Genomic DNA, 14,315 nt, shown 5'->3' with positions numbered 1-14,315 from the left:
GAATTGCGCAATTGGGATCTGCTGGCCAGCCTCAATGTGCGCCGCGAACGATTCGATGAAGCCATTCCCGACATCGACCAGTCGCTCGGCGATGTCCTGTACACCGCTGTGGCCTACCCCGAGTTCAATGCGGTCTGGCGCCGGAGCGACGATCCGCTGTATCCGACCAGCGGCTCGGCCTGGCATTACCAGGCGCGCACCGGTTACGAATTCGAAGCCTCGCAGGCGCCGTTCGTGCAGGTCACGGTCAAGAACAAGCGGATAGTCGGGCTCAATGACCGCAGCCGCCTGCTGATGCGCGCCGAAGTCGGCGCGACCTGGTCCGGCAATTATCCGTACTTCCCGCCGTCGCTGCGTTTCTATGCCGGCGGCGATCAGAGCGTGCGCGGCTACGGCTACAAGGAAATCGGCGAATACTACGGCAAGTACAACCTCGGGGGCCGCTACATGGCGGTCGGCAGCATGGAATACGAATACCGTCTGAATCCGGAATGGGCGGTGGCCGGTTTCGTGGATGTCGGCGATGCCTTCGACCGCAAGCCGAACGCCAACTTCGGCGTGGGCGGCGGCGCGCGCTGGCGATCACCGATCGGCCCGGTCCGTTTCGATCTCGCCTACGGCTTCAACGGTCCCGATCCGGGCTTCGGCATCCACTTCACCATCGGATCCGACCTGTGAGCCTGTCCAAGAAATCGCGGTTCGCACTGCTGCTTCTGGCGCTCATGGCCGGGGCGGTTGCTTTCGGCGCGTGGCTGCTGCACAGCACGGCCGGCCGCGATTTCGTGTTGGCACAGGCGCAGGGACAACTGCCCAAGGAAGCGCGCCTGCAGTGGCAAAAGGTCGATGGTGTGCTGGCCGGGGAATTGCGTTTCGAGAAACTGTCCTATGCCGATCCCGACCAGCGCTATGAAGCCGGGTTGCTGGAAATTGAAGCCGGCATCCTGCCCTTGCTGTTTCGGCATCTGAACATCGTGCATCTGCGCGCCGAGCGCGTGCGTCTGCATCTGAAAAAAGACGACACGCCTTTCGAGTTCCCGCGCTGGCCGGAAAGTCTGCCGGCGCTCGATCTGCCGCTGCGCATCCGTGCCGGCGATGTCCACGTTTCCGATCTGCAGTTGTTCGAGCAGGACCGGCTTCTGTATGCGGTCACCGACCTGCGTGGCGGTCTTGAACTGGCCCCGGGCGCATTGACCCTCAACGACCTGCAGGCCGAATCCGCGCACGGCTGGATCCGCGTCAATGGCGATTACCGGCCGAACCGTGCTTACGCCACGCGGCTGGACGGCACGGTGCGGCTCAAAACCGAAGCTGCCGGCGCACCGCCGGCACTGCGACTGCATGCCGAAGGCGATGCCGAACGCTTCCTGTTCGATGTTGAGGGCGCATTGCCCGAACCGGTCCGCATCCACTGGGAATTGAGCACCCGTGACGGAAGGCCATTCTGGGTCTTGGGGGCCAGCAGCGAGCGCTTCGAGCCCGCCATGCTCGGGTTGGTCGATGCGCATGCCTACCGCGTGCAACTCGGCGCCTCCGGCGATGACCGGCGCACCCAGATTACCGGTGAGCTGAGTCGGGACGGCAAGACGCTGATCATCGCGCCGTCACGATTCGCCTTGGATGGCAGCCGTATTGTCCTGGAAGACGTTCACCTGCAATACGCCGGCGCACGGCTTTCGGCGCAGGGCAGCGTGAACACGGAAGGCGAGCTCAGCAGCGATGCCTTGGTGCTGCAACTCTCCGATTTTATTCTGCCCGTACCGGAAAATAATTCCGCCAAAAAGACGGTTAAGCAGTTGCCGGTCGTGCTCAGTACACGCATCGAAGCCAGCGGCAAACTCAGCGCGTGGCAGCTCAAGGCCACGGGCACTCTGCTGCGCGGAAAGGAGCGTGCCGGGTTCGATGTGGCCGGCAGCGGCACCGACGGTGCAATCGATCTGCCTAGAATGAAAGTGAATATGGCGCGGGGCGGCCTGGATGGCCGACTGCGTCTGCGTTGGCAGCCGGCCATGGACATCGCCTTTGACGGCAAATTGGCGAATTTCGATCCCGGTTATTTCTTCGCCGAGTACCCGGGAGCAGTCAATGCCGATCTGCACATCGCCGTGCGGCAGCCGGTCGGCAAGGACTGGCAGGGTACGGTAAAAGTGCAGAATCTCGGCGGTCAATTGCGCGGCCGCCGTCTTTCCGGAAAAGCGGATCTGCGTTTCGCGGGACTTGCCGTAGCCGGTGATGCCGATCTGCATGCCGGCGCATCGCATGTCACGCTCAAAGGCAGCGGAAACGGCAAACTGGATGTGGCCACGGCCCTCCTGCCGCTGGATCTGAATGACATCAGCCCGTCGTGGTCCGGTTTGGTCCGGGGTACGATGCTGTTGCAGGGCAATCGTAAAAGCCCCGATTACCGGGTCGATCTGCAGGGCAGCGGTCTAAAGATCGCGGATTACCGGGCCGGCCGGATCCGTTTGTCCGGTGGAACGCTGGGCGATCGGCGGACACGGCTTGATGCCGATGATGTCGTGATTGACGGCCAGCCAATCGAACGCATCGCATTGGATTTGGACGGCCCGCTGCGTGACGCCGGCTACCGGCTTTCCGCGCAGTCAGGCGTGTACGCCTTGGACTCCGCCGGCACCCTGCAATGGCAGGAGGATGTCACCCGGATTCGTCCGGAGTCCCTGCGCGCCGATGGTGGCGTGCTCGGCATTTGGCAGTTGCAGGAGCCCACATTAGTGACGCTGGACGGTTCCGGTTACCGATTCACGCCCGCCTGTCTGGCCAGTACCGATCACCGTGCGCGTCTGTGTGCAGAGGATGACGGCCGCATGATTTCCGTCAAGGGCGACGATTTCCCGCTTTCCCTGCTTGAACCCTGGATCAACAACGCCGGCAAGGAATTCACCTATTCAGGGACAGCGGCATTGCGTGCCGAACTGCCCAAGGATTTCGCCTTGACCGGTTCCGGTTACGTCGATCTGGATGTGCCTTTGTTGAAGGTAGGCGTGAAGCCCAACGCGGCCAACGAAGTCATGCGCATCGAGGATTTCCAGCTGCAGATGAAATGGCTGGCGAACCGGCTTGCCGGTGAGGTGAAGGCGCGTCTTCCCGAGGGCGGCCTGATCGAGGGTGCCCTTGATACCGGCTTTTCACCGAATGCGCCCTTGAACGGCAACCTGAAACTGCAGATCAACGAGCTGTCCTGGCTTGAGCTGTTTTCCCTGGATCTGGCGCAGCCGTCGGGACGCATCAACGGTGAAATCGAAATCAGCGGCCGCCGCGATGCCCCCAGCATCAACGGCGCCTACCGACTTCAGGACTTCAATGTGCAGATTCCCGCACTCGGCCTGAAACTGGCCGACGGTCAGATTACCGCCAAGAGCAGCGACAATCTGGCGATGCTGGTCAAGGGGTCGATCAAGTCCGGCGACGGAAGGCTGTCGGTGATCGGGGTCTGGGATCCGGCGGATCAGCTCCCGCAACCGATCGACCTGCGCCTGATCGGCAAGAACGTGACGCTGGCCGATACGCCCAATCTGCAGTTGAGTGCCGATACCGATCTGCTGCTCGGTTATGCCGGCGGCATTTACAGCCTCAACGGTGACATCAATCTGCTCGGCGGACTGGTCAATCTGGAAACGCTCAGCACCAGTGTCGCCATCTCCAGTGATGTTGTGGTGGTCGATCCGGTGCCAGAAAAGGCGCAGCGGGACCTGCTTCGTTTGGGCCTTAAACTGAAAGTCGGCGTCAGCGACCGGGTGAAGGTCAAGGGCTATGGCCTGGATGGCGCCGTGAGCGGACGGGTCATGGTGGACAGTCCCTACGACAGTCCGACCAAGCTCACCGGTACGCTCAGTCTGAGCGGCGAGTACGCAGCCTACGGCAAGGAGCTGGCGATCAAGCGCGGCAATCTGCAGTACAACAACAATCTGGTGTATGAGCCGCGGCTCGACATCCTGACCGAGCGGGTGATCGAGGAAGAAAACATCACGGTCGGCCTGCAGATCACCGGATCGGCGGCCAAGCCGAAAACCACGGTGGTGTCGAATCCGGCCATGTCCGACTCCGATGCGCTGTCCTGGCTGCTGTTCGGCCGCCCGCTGAATTCGGTCAGCGCCGGCCAGGCCGATTCCATCAATGCCAAATCGATGGCGTTGAACGCCGGCGGCTCGTTCCTGGTCGGCACGCTCGGCCGCAAGGTCGGTCTTGACCAGGCCTCGATCAGTGAATCGCGCGCGCTCGGTGACTCCACGCTGACCATCGGGTGAGCTACGGTGTTTCGCTACTCGGCATCGGCCAGGTCATCACCCTGAAGTATCTGCTCAAGGCCGGTCTGGACATTTCCATCGAATCCGAGCAGTCCGAACTGCGCGAGCAGAGTTCGGCAGCATTGAACTGGCGGAAATGATTGTCCAATGAGTGCATACACCGACAGCATCCGCCTCTCCGTTGCCCCGATGATGGACTGGACCGACCGTCACTGCCGTGTGTTCCACCGGCTTCTGGCGCCGCAGGCGCGCCTGTATACCGAAATGGTGCATGCCCAGGCCGTGCTGTTCGGCGACCGTGAGCGCCTGCTCGGGTACGATGCCCGCGAACAGCCGCTGGCGCTGCAGCTCGGCGGCAGCGATGCCGCACATCTGGCCGAAGCGTGCCGCATCGCCGAACAGTACGGTTATGCCGAAATCAATCTCAATGTCGGCTGTCCGTCCGATCGCGTGCAGGCCGGCCGCTTCGGCGCCTGCCTGATGAAAGAACCTGCGGTGGTCGCCGAATGCATCGCCGCCATGCAGCAGGCGGTGCGTGTGCCGGTGACCGTGAAATGCCGGCTGGGCGTGGATGAACAGGAAGACTACGGGGCTTTCCTGCAGTTCGTCGATACCGTTGCTGCGGCCGGATGCGGGGAGTTCGTCGTACATGCGCGCAAAGCCTGGCTCAGCGGCCTGAGTCCGAAGGAAAACCGCGAGATTCCGCCGTTGCGTTACGACTGGGTATTCCGTCTCAAGCAGGAACGGCCGGACCTGCGCATTGTGCTTAACGGCGGCCTGTCCGAGGTCGATGCCTGCCTGCAGGCGTTGCCGAACGTGGATGGCGTGATGATCGGCCGCGCCGCCTATCAGGACCCCTATCGGTTGCACCGCATGCATGCCGCCATTTTCGGTACGGCGATGCAGGACCGTGAACAGCTGCTGTTGGCGATGCAGGACTATGTCACGGTGCAGTGCGCTTCGGGCGTGGCACTCAAACACATCAGCAAGTGTCTGCTCGGCCTGTTCCACGGCCAGCCCGGAGGAAGGCTGTTCCGGCAGGTGCTGAGCCAGGAAGCACCGCTTCCCGGTGCCGGCTGGCCGGTCATCGCCAAGGCCTTGGCCGCCACGCGCTTCCGGGAAGCGCCGTGATTACCCGCGATCCCGAGGCGTTCTTCGCGTTCGCGGCAGGCTGCGACCCCGATGCGCCGGCCTGTGCCAAAGCGGTGTTCATGCTGAGTCCGGAAGGATTCCGCTTGGCCGAACAATCGGCAACCGACAACCGTTACATGCGGATGACGGCCCCGGTCGATGCCGCTGCCGCGCATGCCGAGCACCGGGCCCTGCAGTCGGCCATCCGCCGCTGTCTGCCGGTCATCTGCTTTCCCGGCGATGCCGATACTCCGGATGCGGTGTTCCCCAACAACGTATTCGCGTTGACGACGGAGCGCCTGATCATCGGCCATATGCGCCATTCGGTCCGCCAGCGCGAAGCCGCGCGCGAGGACATCCGGCGCTTCTTCACCGAAACGCTGGGAAGGACGCTGATCGATCTTGGCAGTCAGCCGGGGATCTGCGAACTGACCGGATCCCTGGTCATCGACCGCGCCCGCGGTCTCGGCTATTGCGGGTTGAGCGAGCGCTGTGACGAGGCCGGTGCCCGCGCCATGCACGCCGCCTTCGGCCTGCGTGCCACCTTGATGTTCGATCTGGCCGAAGACGAGTACCACACCAATGTTGTACTCAGCATTTTGGCCGGACGTGCGGCGGTCATTGCGCCCTGCGGTTTCCATGACCGCCGCGTTCCCGCGGCCATCGCCGGATTCTACGGCGATTGTGCGGTCCGCCTGAGTCCGGCACAGAAAGCCGATTATGCCGGCAACTGCATTGCCCTCAGCGGCCGGGAGGTCTTCCTCAGCGCGCGTGCCGAGGCCAGTCTCGATGATTCACAGCGGCGTCAGCTGGCCGATTCTGGTTTCGTCTTGCAGGCCGTGCCGATGCCGACCCTCGAGTTGGCCGGCGGCTCGCTGCGTTGCTGTGTCGGTGAAATCTATTGACCGCAGGTTCAGAGCCAATTCACCTAGGCCATGCCAAACTAACTTTTATTTAACTAACGGTCGGTTTGTACTACCATACGCCCATGAAGATCCGTCTGCTCGCCGCTGTGATGATTGCCGCAAGTGCCCATGGCGTGCTGGCGCAGTCGTCGCAGGCGCCGCGCATGCCGCCGGAGCCCAAAACCCAGGATCGCGATGCCGGCCCGCGTAGCAACCTGCCCAACACCAAGGCCACTCTGCGCTCCCAGCCGCGCACGGTCACGGTGCGCCAGGTCGAACGCCAGACCGGCGGCAAGGTCATCGGTGCCAAACCGGTCAGCGTGCAGGGCCGACAGCTCAACCAGATCAAGGTCCAGATGCCGAACGGCCGCATCATCATCCATCAGCAGTTATTTGACGAAAATGGCCGTTCCGTGGAAACTGTCCAGAAAGCGGATGACGATCCCGGACAACGGAACCGCACCGCCGATCATTAAACCCATCCCGGAAAGGACGAGTCATGCGTATCCTGCTTGTGGAAGACGAAGCACCGTTGAGGGAAACACTGGCGGCACGCTTGAAGCGCGAGGGTTTCGCGGTCGATACCGCCAGTGACGGCGAGGAAGCCCTGTTCCACGGCCGTGAAATCCCGTTCGATCTGGCGGTCGTGGATCTCGGCCTGCCCAAACTCTCCGGCATGGATGTGGTGCGCGGTCTGCGCGATGCCGGCCAGAAATTCCCGATCCTGATCCTGACCGCCCGTTCCAGCTGGCAGGACAAGGTCGAAGGCCTCAAGTACGGCGCCGATGATTATCTGGTCAAACCCTTCCATGTCGAAGAACTGCTGGCGCGCATCAATGCCCTGCTGCGCCGTGCCGCCGGCTGGAGCAAGCCCAGCCTGGAATGCGGGCCGGTCAAACTCGATCTGGCCGCGCAGAAAGTCACCATCAACGACGTCGCCGCGGATCTGACCAGCTACGAATACAAGGTGCTGGAATACCTGATGCTGCATGCCGGCGAGCTGGTGTCCAAGGCGGATCTGACCGAGCACATCTATCAGCAGGATTTCGACCGCGATTCCAATGTACTGGAAGTGTTCGTCGGCCGCCTGCGCAAGAAGCTCGATCCGGACGGCACGCTGAAACCGATCGAGACCGTGCGCGGCCGCGGTTACCGCTTCGCCATTCCGCGCAACGAATAATCCACCGTCTGCCATGAGCACCGCGCGACGCGCCCTGTCCCTGCATGCGCGGCAGCTGATTGCGGCCAGTTTCGGCTTGATTGCGTTTCTCGGATTGACCGGCATCGCGCTCGACAAGGCCTTCCAGAGTTCGCTGGTCAACAACATGGAAGCGCGCATGGAACGCTATGCGCTGGCCATCTGGGACGAAGTGAACTTCGACCGCAACGGCCGGCTGCAGACCGGGGCCATCGACAATCTTCCGGATGCCCGTTTCAACAACTTCCGCAGCGGCCTGTATGCCCAGCTCGACAGTGCCGGCGGAAGCTGGCAGTCGGAGTCGGTGAAACTGTTCAGTCTGCCGAAGCCGCCGGCGCCGCGCATCGGCATTCCGCCCGAATTCACCGGGCCGATCACGCTGCCGATCGGCGAGGATTCCAGCATCAAGGCCTACCGCTATACCGCCAGCACCCAGCTCGAAGATGCGCCGCCGATCACGCTGCGCATCTACGAAAGCGAGGAAGAAATATTCAAGCAGATCGCCGAGTACCGGAAATCGCTGTGGGGCTATCTGGGCATCGCCGGCATTCTGCTGGTGCTGGTCCAGATTGCCATCCTGCGCTGGAGCCTGCAGCCGCTGCGTGTCCTTGAAACCGACATGAAAGCCCTTCAGGACGGCCGGCAGCAGCGTCTGGAAAAGATCTATCCGAACGAGCTTCGGCCGATTTCCGGGAGCATCAACGCCCTGATCGACAGCGAGCGCAGCAACCTCGAGCTCAGCCGCAACACCCTGGCCGATCTCGCGCACAGCCTGAAGACACCCTTGGCGGTGCTGCAGTCGGAAATCGAAAACGCCGACGACCCCGCGGCCTTCAAAAGCGAAGTCTATGCGCAGGTGCAGCGCATGAACGACATCGTGTCCTATCAGCTGTCGCGCGCGGCGCGTTCCGGCCATGCCCTGTATTCCGCGCCGGTCGACGTGCTGCCGCATGCCGAGAGCATCGTGCAGAGTCTGGAGAAGATCTACCAGTCACGCGGCGTGCTGTGCGAGTTCGAAGTCGATGACAAATCGCAGTTCTCCGGCGAGCCGGGCGATCTGCAGGAGCTGCTCGGCAATTTCCTGGAAAATGCCTTCAAATGGGCCAAGCACCGCGTGCTGCTGACCGTGAAACCGATATACGAACCGGCAGCGCGCCGGCCCGGCCTCTATCTGTGCATCGAAGATGACGGCAAGGGCATTGCACCGGAGGATATTCCGAAAATCCTTCAGCGCGGGGTGCGCGGCGATGAGCGTGTGCAGGGCCACGGCATCGGCATGGCCATCGTGCAGGACATCATCCGTTCCTACAACGGAACGCTGTCGGTGGACCGCTCCAGTGAATTGGGCGGTGCCCGATTCACCATACGCCTGCCCTGTCTGAACTAGCGGAACAGGCCGGGTACCACCCGCAACCAGCGCGGCTGGCCGGCCGCGGACCGTTTGCGGCCCTCGGCCACCGCAGGGCTCTGGCCGGTGCCTGCCATCATCAGTGCTCCGATCTGGAAGACCGGCTTTCGGCTGGGGGCAGTGATGCCGGACATCAGCACCAAGGTCAGGCAGAGGGCGGCGACGATCAGTACGGTTTTCATGGGATTGCGCTTCCATCGGGACGGTCTTGAATGAGATGCGCCGGCCGCGAAAAAGGTTGCAAGAATCGGGCCGGTGCATTAAAAATGACAGACCGCCGGCGGTATTATCCCGGCCCAGAAGTCCATAACAACGAATGAACACAATACCGCTGCAACACGACACCCCGGTCATCCGCGCCCCGATGCTCCGGCGGGCGCTGATTTCCGGTGCGCGGCGGGTCATCGCGCAACGGGACCTGCTGAACAAGATCAATGTGTTCCCGGTTCCCGATGGCGATACCGGCAGCAACATGGCGTTCACCCTGGGCAATGTGCTGACCGGCGCCCTGAGCCGGCGCGCTTCGAGCACCGGCGAACTGCTGCGCCGGGTCAGCGAGCACGCCATTGACGGCGCGCGCGGCAATTCGGGCGCGATTCTGGCCCAGTTCTTCACCGGCATCTCGGAGCGTATCGGGCACTCGCGGGTCGCCAGTCTCGAGCAGATGGCGCAGGCCATCCGGCACGGCGCCGAGACCGCCCGCGAGGCGCTGTCGGAGCCGAAGGAAGGCACCATCCTGAGTGTCATCAGCGTGTTTGCCGAATCCCTGCATTGCCGCGAGCGCGGCTTCCATTTCAGACACTGGTTCGAGGAGGCCCTGATCGCGGCACGCACCGCGCTGGCCAACACCCCGAACCAGCTGCCGGTACTGCAGAAGGCCGGCGTGGTCGATGCCGGCGCACAGGGCTTCGTCGATATGCTCGAAGGCGTCTATCAGTTCATTCTCGAAGGCGACATCGACCTGAACGACGATGTCGAAAACGACTGCGCCGATATCGAAGTGTCGCAGGCGCATGTGGAGCTGGCCGATGCCGATCCGGAACACCGCTGGTGCAGCGAATGCCTGATTCTCGGCGATGGACTCGACCGCAGCGGGTTGCGCGCCGCCGTCGGCGATCTGGGCGCTTCCTGCGTCGTGATTGCTGGATCCCATTCGCGCCTGCGCCTGCATGCGCATGTCGGCAACCCGAAACAGCTGTTTGATCTGGCTGCCCGTTTCGGACGCGTGGAGGGCACCAAGGCCGATGACATGCACGCCCAGGCCCGTACCGCGGCCGGTACCGATGCGGTCGTGATCATCACCGATACCTCGGCCGATGTGCCGGAGTCGCTGTCGGAGTCGCTGAATCTGCATTGGGTTCCGTTGCGCCTGAGCTTCGGCGAGACCGATTACCTCGACAAGGTCGGACTGAGTACCGGCGAGTTCTATCACAAACTGCGCACCGAGCTGGTGCTGCCGAAAACCAGTCAGCCGTCGCCGGGAGATTTCCGCCGGCAGTTCGAGTTCCTGCTGTCGCATCATCCGCATCTGGTTTATGTCGGCCTGTCGCGGGCGGTTTCGGGGACTTTGCAGTCGGCCGAAGCCGCCGCCAAGCGCGGGCACGCCGACCGCATTCACTTGTTCGACACCGCCAACGCCGCCGGCGGCCAGGGGCTGTTGGTCATTGCTGCGGCCGAAGCGGCGCAGGCCGGTCAATCGCCCGGACAGATCATGGCGCTGCTGGAGCGCCTAAGGCCTGTCACCGAAACCTGGGCCTGCACCGCCGATGTCAGTCATGCAGTGCGCGGCGGCCGCATACCGCGCTGGGCCGGTCCGATCGCCAATGCTTTGGGATTGACCGCGATCGCCAGAGTGTCGGCCGAAGGCAAGCTGGCCCTCAACAGTGGGTTGTTCGGCAAACGCAACATCATCGAACGCTATGCACGCCATGTCGCCAAACGCATTGACCGCACGCAGCGCTACCGCGCCATCATCGGACATTGCGGCGATGCCGAGGCCGGGCAGGCCTTGCTCAAGGCGTTTACGGCGCTGGTGCCTTGCGCGCAGGCCTGGTGTGTCGAATCCGGACCGGCCATCGGCGCCCATGCCGGCCCCGGGGCCCTGGTCATTTCCTATCAGCCGGTCATTCCGGAGACCGTCTGATGCTTTGGGTGCTGATTGCCATCGCCTATCTGATCGGCTCGGTGTCCGGCAGTCTGTGTCTGGGCAAACTGCGCGGCGTCGATATCCGCACCCTCGGCAGCGGCAATGCCGGCGGAACCAATGCGCTGCGCACGCAGGGTATGGTCTTTGCGCTCGGCGTGGTACTGATCGATGTCGGCAAAGGCCTGTTGGCGGTCTGGCTGGCGCGACATTTCCTGCCCGGCAACGAGGCCATTGCCGCGGCCTGCGTGTTCGCCGCCGTGATCGGCCACATCTGGCCGCTCTGGCACGGGTTCCGCGGCGGCAAGGGCGCGGCGACCCTCGTCGGGGGCCTGATTCTGCTCTGGCCGCAATCCTTGATTCTGCTTTTCGCGGTTTGGATTCTATGCCTGTTGCTGACGGGTTATGTCGGTCTTTCCACGATTCTGGCGGCAATCAGTTTGCCGGTCAGTGCGGCCGTGCAAGGGGCCGATGCCCCGCTGTGGCTGTTCGCCGCCGCCAGCGCCCTGCTGTTGACCTACAGCCATCGCAGCAATCTGCAGCGTCTGCGTGCGGGAACCGAGAACCGGTTTGAAAAAGTCCGTCTGCTCGGGCGGCTTCTGTCGGGCCGCCGTGGATAATCCGGCCCTGATCAACGCCCTGTTGGATGGCCCGAAATCGGGTGTCCGTCTCGCGGCCGAATTCGGCGTATCGCGTGCGGCGGTCTGGAAGCGCATCGAACACCTGCGTGAGCGCGGATTGGCGATTGATACCGATCCGAAGCGTGGCTATCGCCTGACGCAACCGACGCCGCTGCTTGAGGCATCGGCCATTCTGGGGCATCTGGATGCCGGCATCCGGCAGCAGATCAGCGCATTGCAGGTCGATTTCGAAACCGACTCCACCCAGCTGCGGGCCATGGCCGTCCCCGCGCCGTCGCAGGGCATTGCGGTCTGGCTGGCGGAAATGCAGACGGCCGGGCAGGGCCGCCGCGGCAAACACTGGTGCTCGCCGCCGTTGGCCAATATCCATTGCAGCATCAACCGCCGTTTCAATCTTCCGGTCGCCGCCATGTCCGGCTTCAGTCTGGCCTGCGCGGTCATGATCGTGAAATCCCTGCAGGCGCAGGGCATCGCCGGTCTGGCCTTGAAATGGCCCAATGATCTCTGGCTGCAGGACCGGAAATGCGGCGGCCTGCTGATCCAACTGCGCGGGGAGGCCGATGGGCCCTGCGATGTCACATTGGGTTTCGGCATCAACGTGCATCTGACCCGCCAGGCCGGTGCCGGCATCGATCAGGCCTGGGCGTCATTGGCGGAGCATGCCAACGCCGCGCTGGACCGCAACCGTCTGCTGGCCGGTCTGTTGCCGGCGTTGGTGCAGGGTTTCGAGCGTTTCGAAAGCGACGGTCTTGCAGCGTTCATCGCCGAATGGCGCGCCTTGGATGCCTTGCAGGGCAGGGCGGTGCGCGTTCTGGACGGCGCCCGGCAACGCGATGGCCGAGCCTGCGGCATTGCGGCCGATGGTGCCCTGCTGTTTGAAGATGCCGACGGTCAACACCGCCTGCACAGTGGCGAGGTCAGCGTGCGGGTGGCCCATGGCTGATTGCCTGATCGACAGCGGCAACAGCCGTATCAAGATGGCGCGCCGCGAGGCGGCCGGCTGGCATCCGCTGCCGGCCCTGGATTATGACGATCCGCATGCCGTCGATCTGGCGCTTGAACTACTGGCCGATGCCGAGTACGAGCGGGTCTATCTGGCTACGGTCAGCAAGGGCTGGCGTGCCGAGCGTCTCGAACATCTGCTGTCGCACATCCGGCAGCCGGTGACGCGTATTGAATCCTGCGCCGAAATGGGCCGCCTGTGCATCGCTTATGCACAGCCGCGGCAGTTGGGTGTGGACCGTTTCCTCGGCCTGCTTGCGGCCAGCGATGCGATGGCCGACTGCGCGGTACTCTCATTCGGAACCGCCTTGACCCTGGATGTGCTGGCCGCCGACGGCCGGCACCATGGCGGCCTGATCGCCCCGGGTCCGGATTTCCAGTGGCAGCGCATGCGCGATCATTTCCCCGGGCTGTTCGAGGGCGAAGGCGAAGCCGGGTTTCTCGCGGATAACCCTCTGGATGCACTCGCCAGCGGGATCCGCCACCAGACCCTGGGCATGATCGACCGGGTGCTCGCCGGCGCTTTCGATGGCCGTCCGGTACGGCTTCTGGTGACCGGCGGCGGTGCCGAGCCGTGGTTGAAACTGCTGCCGACGGCCGAAGCGGCGCCCGATCTGATTTTCAACGGCATGCTGCGCTATATCGAACTGAGCGGCCTATGATCTGGCTGCGCCGTCTGTGTCTGCTCCTGCTGTTTGCCAATGCCGGCGCCCTGCTGTGGAATCTGTGGCGACCGGACCGCCAGGAAAGCGTGCTGTCCATGACCGAAGCCGGAACGCCGGGATTGATTCTGCACCAGGAATACCTGCAATTGGAGCAGGATCGCCAACGCCTTCCTGCCGGCAGCTGCTGGCGGATCGGTCCCTTCGCCGATGAGGCCGGCATGCGTCTGGCCTGGCAGTCGCTGGAATACATCACCCTCGACATGCAGATGCGCAAAGCCGACGGGCTGACCGGCACCCGTTACCGTCTGGATATCCCGGCCAGCGCCAGCCGTGCAGATGCCGAGCTGCTGGTGGAAAGTCTGGTCAGTGCCGGGATCGGCAATCCGCAGATCCAGCCCGACCACAGCATCGCGCTCGGCCGTTTTCCGGCCTTGGCGGACGCGCAGGCGCGGCAGCGGATCGTGCAGCAGCTGGGTCTGGAAGCGCTGCTGCGCAGTGAGCAGGAAACCCGGCAGGAATGGTGGATCGATGCCAGCATCCGCAATCAGGCCGGTTTCAGCCAATGGCAGGCCGAGCAGAACCCGAAAATCCCGGTGCAGGCCTGCCGCTGACGGCTACGCAAAGGCAAGAGGCTCGCGTACAATGGGCGTCCCATGCCGGCATAGCTCAGTTGGTAGAGCAACCGCCTTGTAAGCGGTAGGTCCCCAGTTCGAATCCGGGTGCCGGCACCAATCAGGCGGAACCACCATGACACTCGATACGCCCACCATCGCCCTTATCGGCGTTCCTACCGACATCGGCGCCGGACACCGCGGTGCCTCGATGGGGCCGGAAGCCCTGCGCGTGGCCGGCATCGCCGAAGCCCTGCGTTCGCATGGGCTGGATGTGCTGGATTACGGCAATGTCCAGGGACCGGTCAACCCGTGGCAGCCACCGACCGAGGGTTACCGGCACCTGCCG

15 protein-coding genes and 1 tRNA gene are annotated in these 14,315 nt (G+C 63.5%); 15 read left to right on the top strand and 1 reads right to left on the bottom strand.

Annotated features, from left to right (window positions below; translation table 11 throughout):
* From Q0W88_RS09255 to Q0W88_RS09220, 8 genes are all read left to right on the top strand, one after another.
* A partial coding sequence (locus Q0W88_RS09255) for a BamA/TamA family outer membrane protein (protein ID WP_297802615.1) occupies positions 1-678 on the top strand: 678 nt, incomplete at its 5' end.
* Positions 675-4,262 carry a translocation/assembly module TamB domain-containing protein gene (locus Q0W88_RS09250; protein ID WP_297802612.1) on the top strand — a complete coding sequence of 1,196 codons (3,588 nt, stop codon included), beginning with the start codon at positions 675-677 and terminating at the stop codon, positions 4,260-4,262. The genes Q0W88_RS09255 and Q0W88_RS09250, both read left to right, overlap by 4 nt.
* Entirely contained in the window at positions 4,259-4,402 is a 144-nt protein-coding gene (locus Q0W88_RS09245) for a hypothetical protein (RefSeq protein WP_297802609.1), read from the top strand. The genes Q0W88_RS09250 and Q0W88_RS09245 overlap by 4 nt, the downstream gene beginning before the upstream one ends.
* 7 nt (positions 4,403-4,409) lie before the next feature.
* Positions 4,410-5,393, top strand: a complete 984-nt coding sequence (dusA, locus tag Q0W88_RS09240) for a tRNA dihydrouridine(20/20a) synthase DusA (RefSeq protein ID WP_297802606.1) — start codon at positions 4,410-4,412, stop codon at positions 5,391-5,393.
* The gene (locus Q0W88_RS09235) at positions 5,390-6,298 is read left to right on the top strand and encodes an arginine deiminase-related protein (protein ID WP_297802602.1); all 909 of its coding nucleotides are present in this window, start codon (positions 5,390-5,392) and stop codon (positions 6,296-6,298) included. The genes dusA and Q0W88_RS09235 overlap by 4 nt, the downstream gene beginning before the upstream one ends.
* Before the next feature lie 83 nt (positions 6,299-6,381).
* Complete coding sequence (locus tag Q0W88_RS09230; RefSeq protein WP_297802599.1) at positions 6,382-6,774, top strand: hypothetical protein; 393 nt, start codon at positions 6,382-6,384, stop codon at positions 6,772-6,774.
* Between the two features lie 23 nt (positions 6,775-6,797).
* Positions 6,798-7,478, top strand: a complete 681-nt coding sequence (locus Q0W88_RS09225) for a response regulator transcription factor (RefSeq protein ID WP_297802596.1) — start codon at positions 6,798-6,800, stop codon at positions 7,476-7,478.
* A gap of 40 nt (positions 7,479-7,518) precedes the next feature.
* Positions 7,519-8,883, top strand: a complete 1,365-nt coding sequence (locus tag Q0W88_RS09220) for an ATP-binding protein (RefSeq protein ID WP_297802618.1) — start codon at positions 7,519-7,521, stop codon at positions 8,881-8,883.
* Here Q0W88_RS09220 and Q0W88_RS09215 read toward each other — a convergent pair.
* Positions 8,880-9,086: a hypothetical protein gene (locus tag Q0W88_RS09215; protein ID WP_297802592.1), complete on the bottom strand. Its 207-nt coding sequence runs from the start codon at positions 9,084-9,086 to the stop codon at positions 8,880-8,882. The genes Q0W88_RS09220 and Q0W88_RS09215 overlap by 4 nt on opposite strands.
* Positions 9,087-9,220: 134 nt before the next feature.
* On the opposite strand from Q0W88_RS09215, the gene Q0W88_RS09210 reads away from it, so the two are divergent.
* The 7 genes from Q0W88_RS09210 to Q0W88_RS09180 form a co-directional block, all read left to right on the top strand.
* Positions 9,221-11,047 carry a DegV family protein gene (locus Q0W88_RS09210; protein ID WP_297802589.1) on the top strand — a complete coding sequence of 609 codons (1,827 nt, stop codon included), beginning with the start codon at positions 9,221-9,223 and terminating at the stop codon, positions 11,045-11,047.
* Complete coding sequence (gene plsY, locus Q0W88_RS09205; RefSeq protein ID WP_297802586.1) at positions 11,047-11,667, top strand: glycerol-3-phosphate 1-O-acyltransferase PlsY; 621 nt, start codon at positions 11,047-11,049, stop codon at positions 11,665-11,667. The genes Q0W88_RS09210 and plsY overlap by 1 nt, the downstream gene beginning before the upstream one ends.
* Positions 11,618-12,631, top strand: coding sequence for a biotin--[acetyl-CoA-carboxylase] ligase (locus Q0W88_RS09200; RefSeq protein WP_297802583.1), 1,014 nt, complete (start codon positions 11,618-11,620; stop codon positions 12,629-12,631). Before plsY ends, Q0W88_RS09200 begins: the two co-directional genes overlap by 50 nt.
* The gene (locus Q0W88_RS09195) at positions 12,624-13,352 is read left to right on the top strand and encodes a type III pantothenate kinase (protein ID WP_297802580.1); all 729 of its coding nucleotides are present in this window, start codon (positions 12,624-12,626) and stop codon (positions 13,350-13,352) included. Before Q0W88_RS09200 ends, Q0W88_RS09195 begins: the two co-directional genes overlap by 8 nt.
* On the top strand, positions 13,349-13,966 hold the full coding sequence (locus Q0W88_RS09190; protein ID WP_297802577.1) for a hypothetical protein: 618 nt from the start codon (positions 13,349-13,351) through the stop codon (positions 13,964-13,966). Before Q0W88_RS09195 ends, Q0W88_RS09190 begins: the two co-directional genes overlap by 4 nt.
* 44 nt (positions 13,967-14,010) lie before the next feature.
* Positions 14,011-14,086, top strand: a tRNA-Thr gene (locus tag Q0W88_RS09185).
* A 16-nt stretch (positions 14,087-14,102) separates the two neighbouring features.
* The coding region (locus tag Q0W88_RS09180) for an arginase family protein (protein WP_297802574.1) at positions 14,103-14,315 on the top strand (213 nt) is incomplete at its 3' end.

The organism is Arenimonas sp. GDDSR-1 (assembly GCF_025980345.1).
Classification (GTDB): domain Bacteria; phylum Pseudomonadota; class Gammaproteobacteria; order Xanthomonadales; family Xanthomonadaceae; genus Arenimonas.
This window is presented reverse-complemented; position numbering and strand designations above follow the sequence as displayed.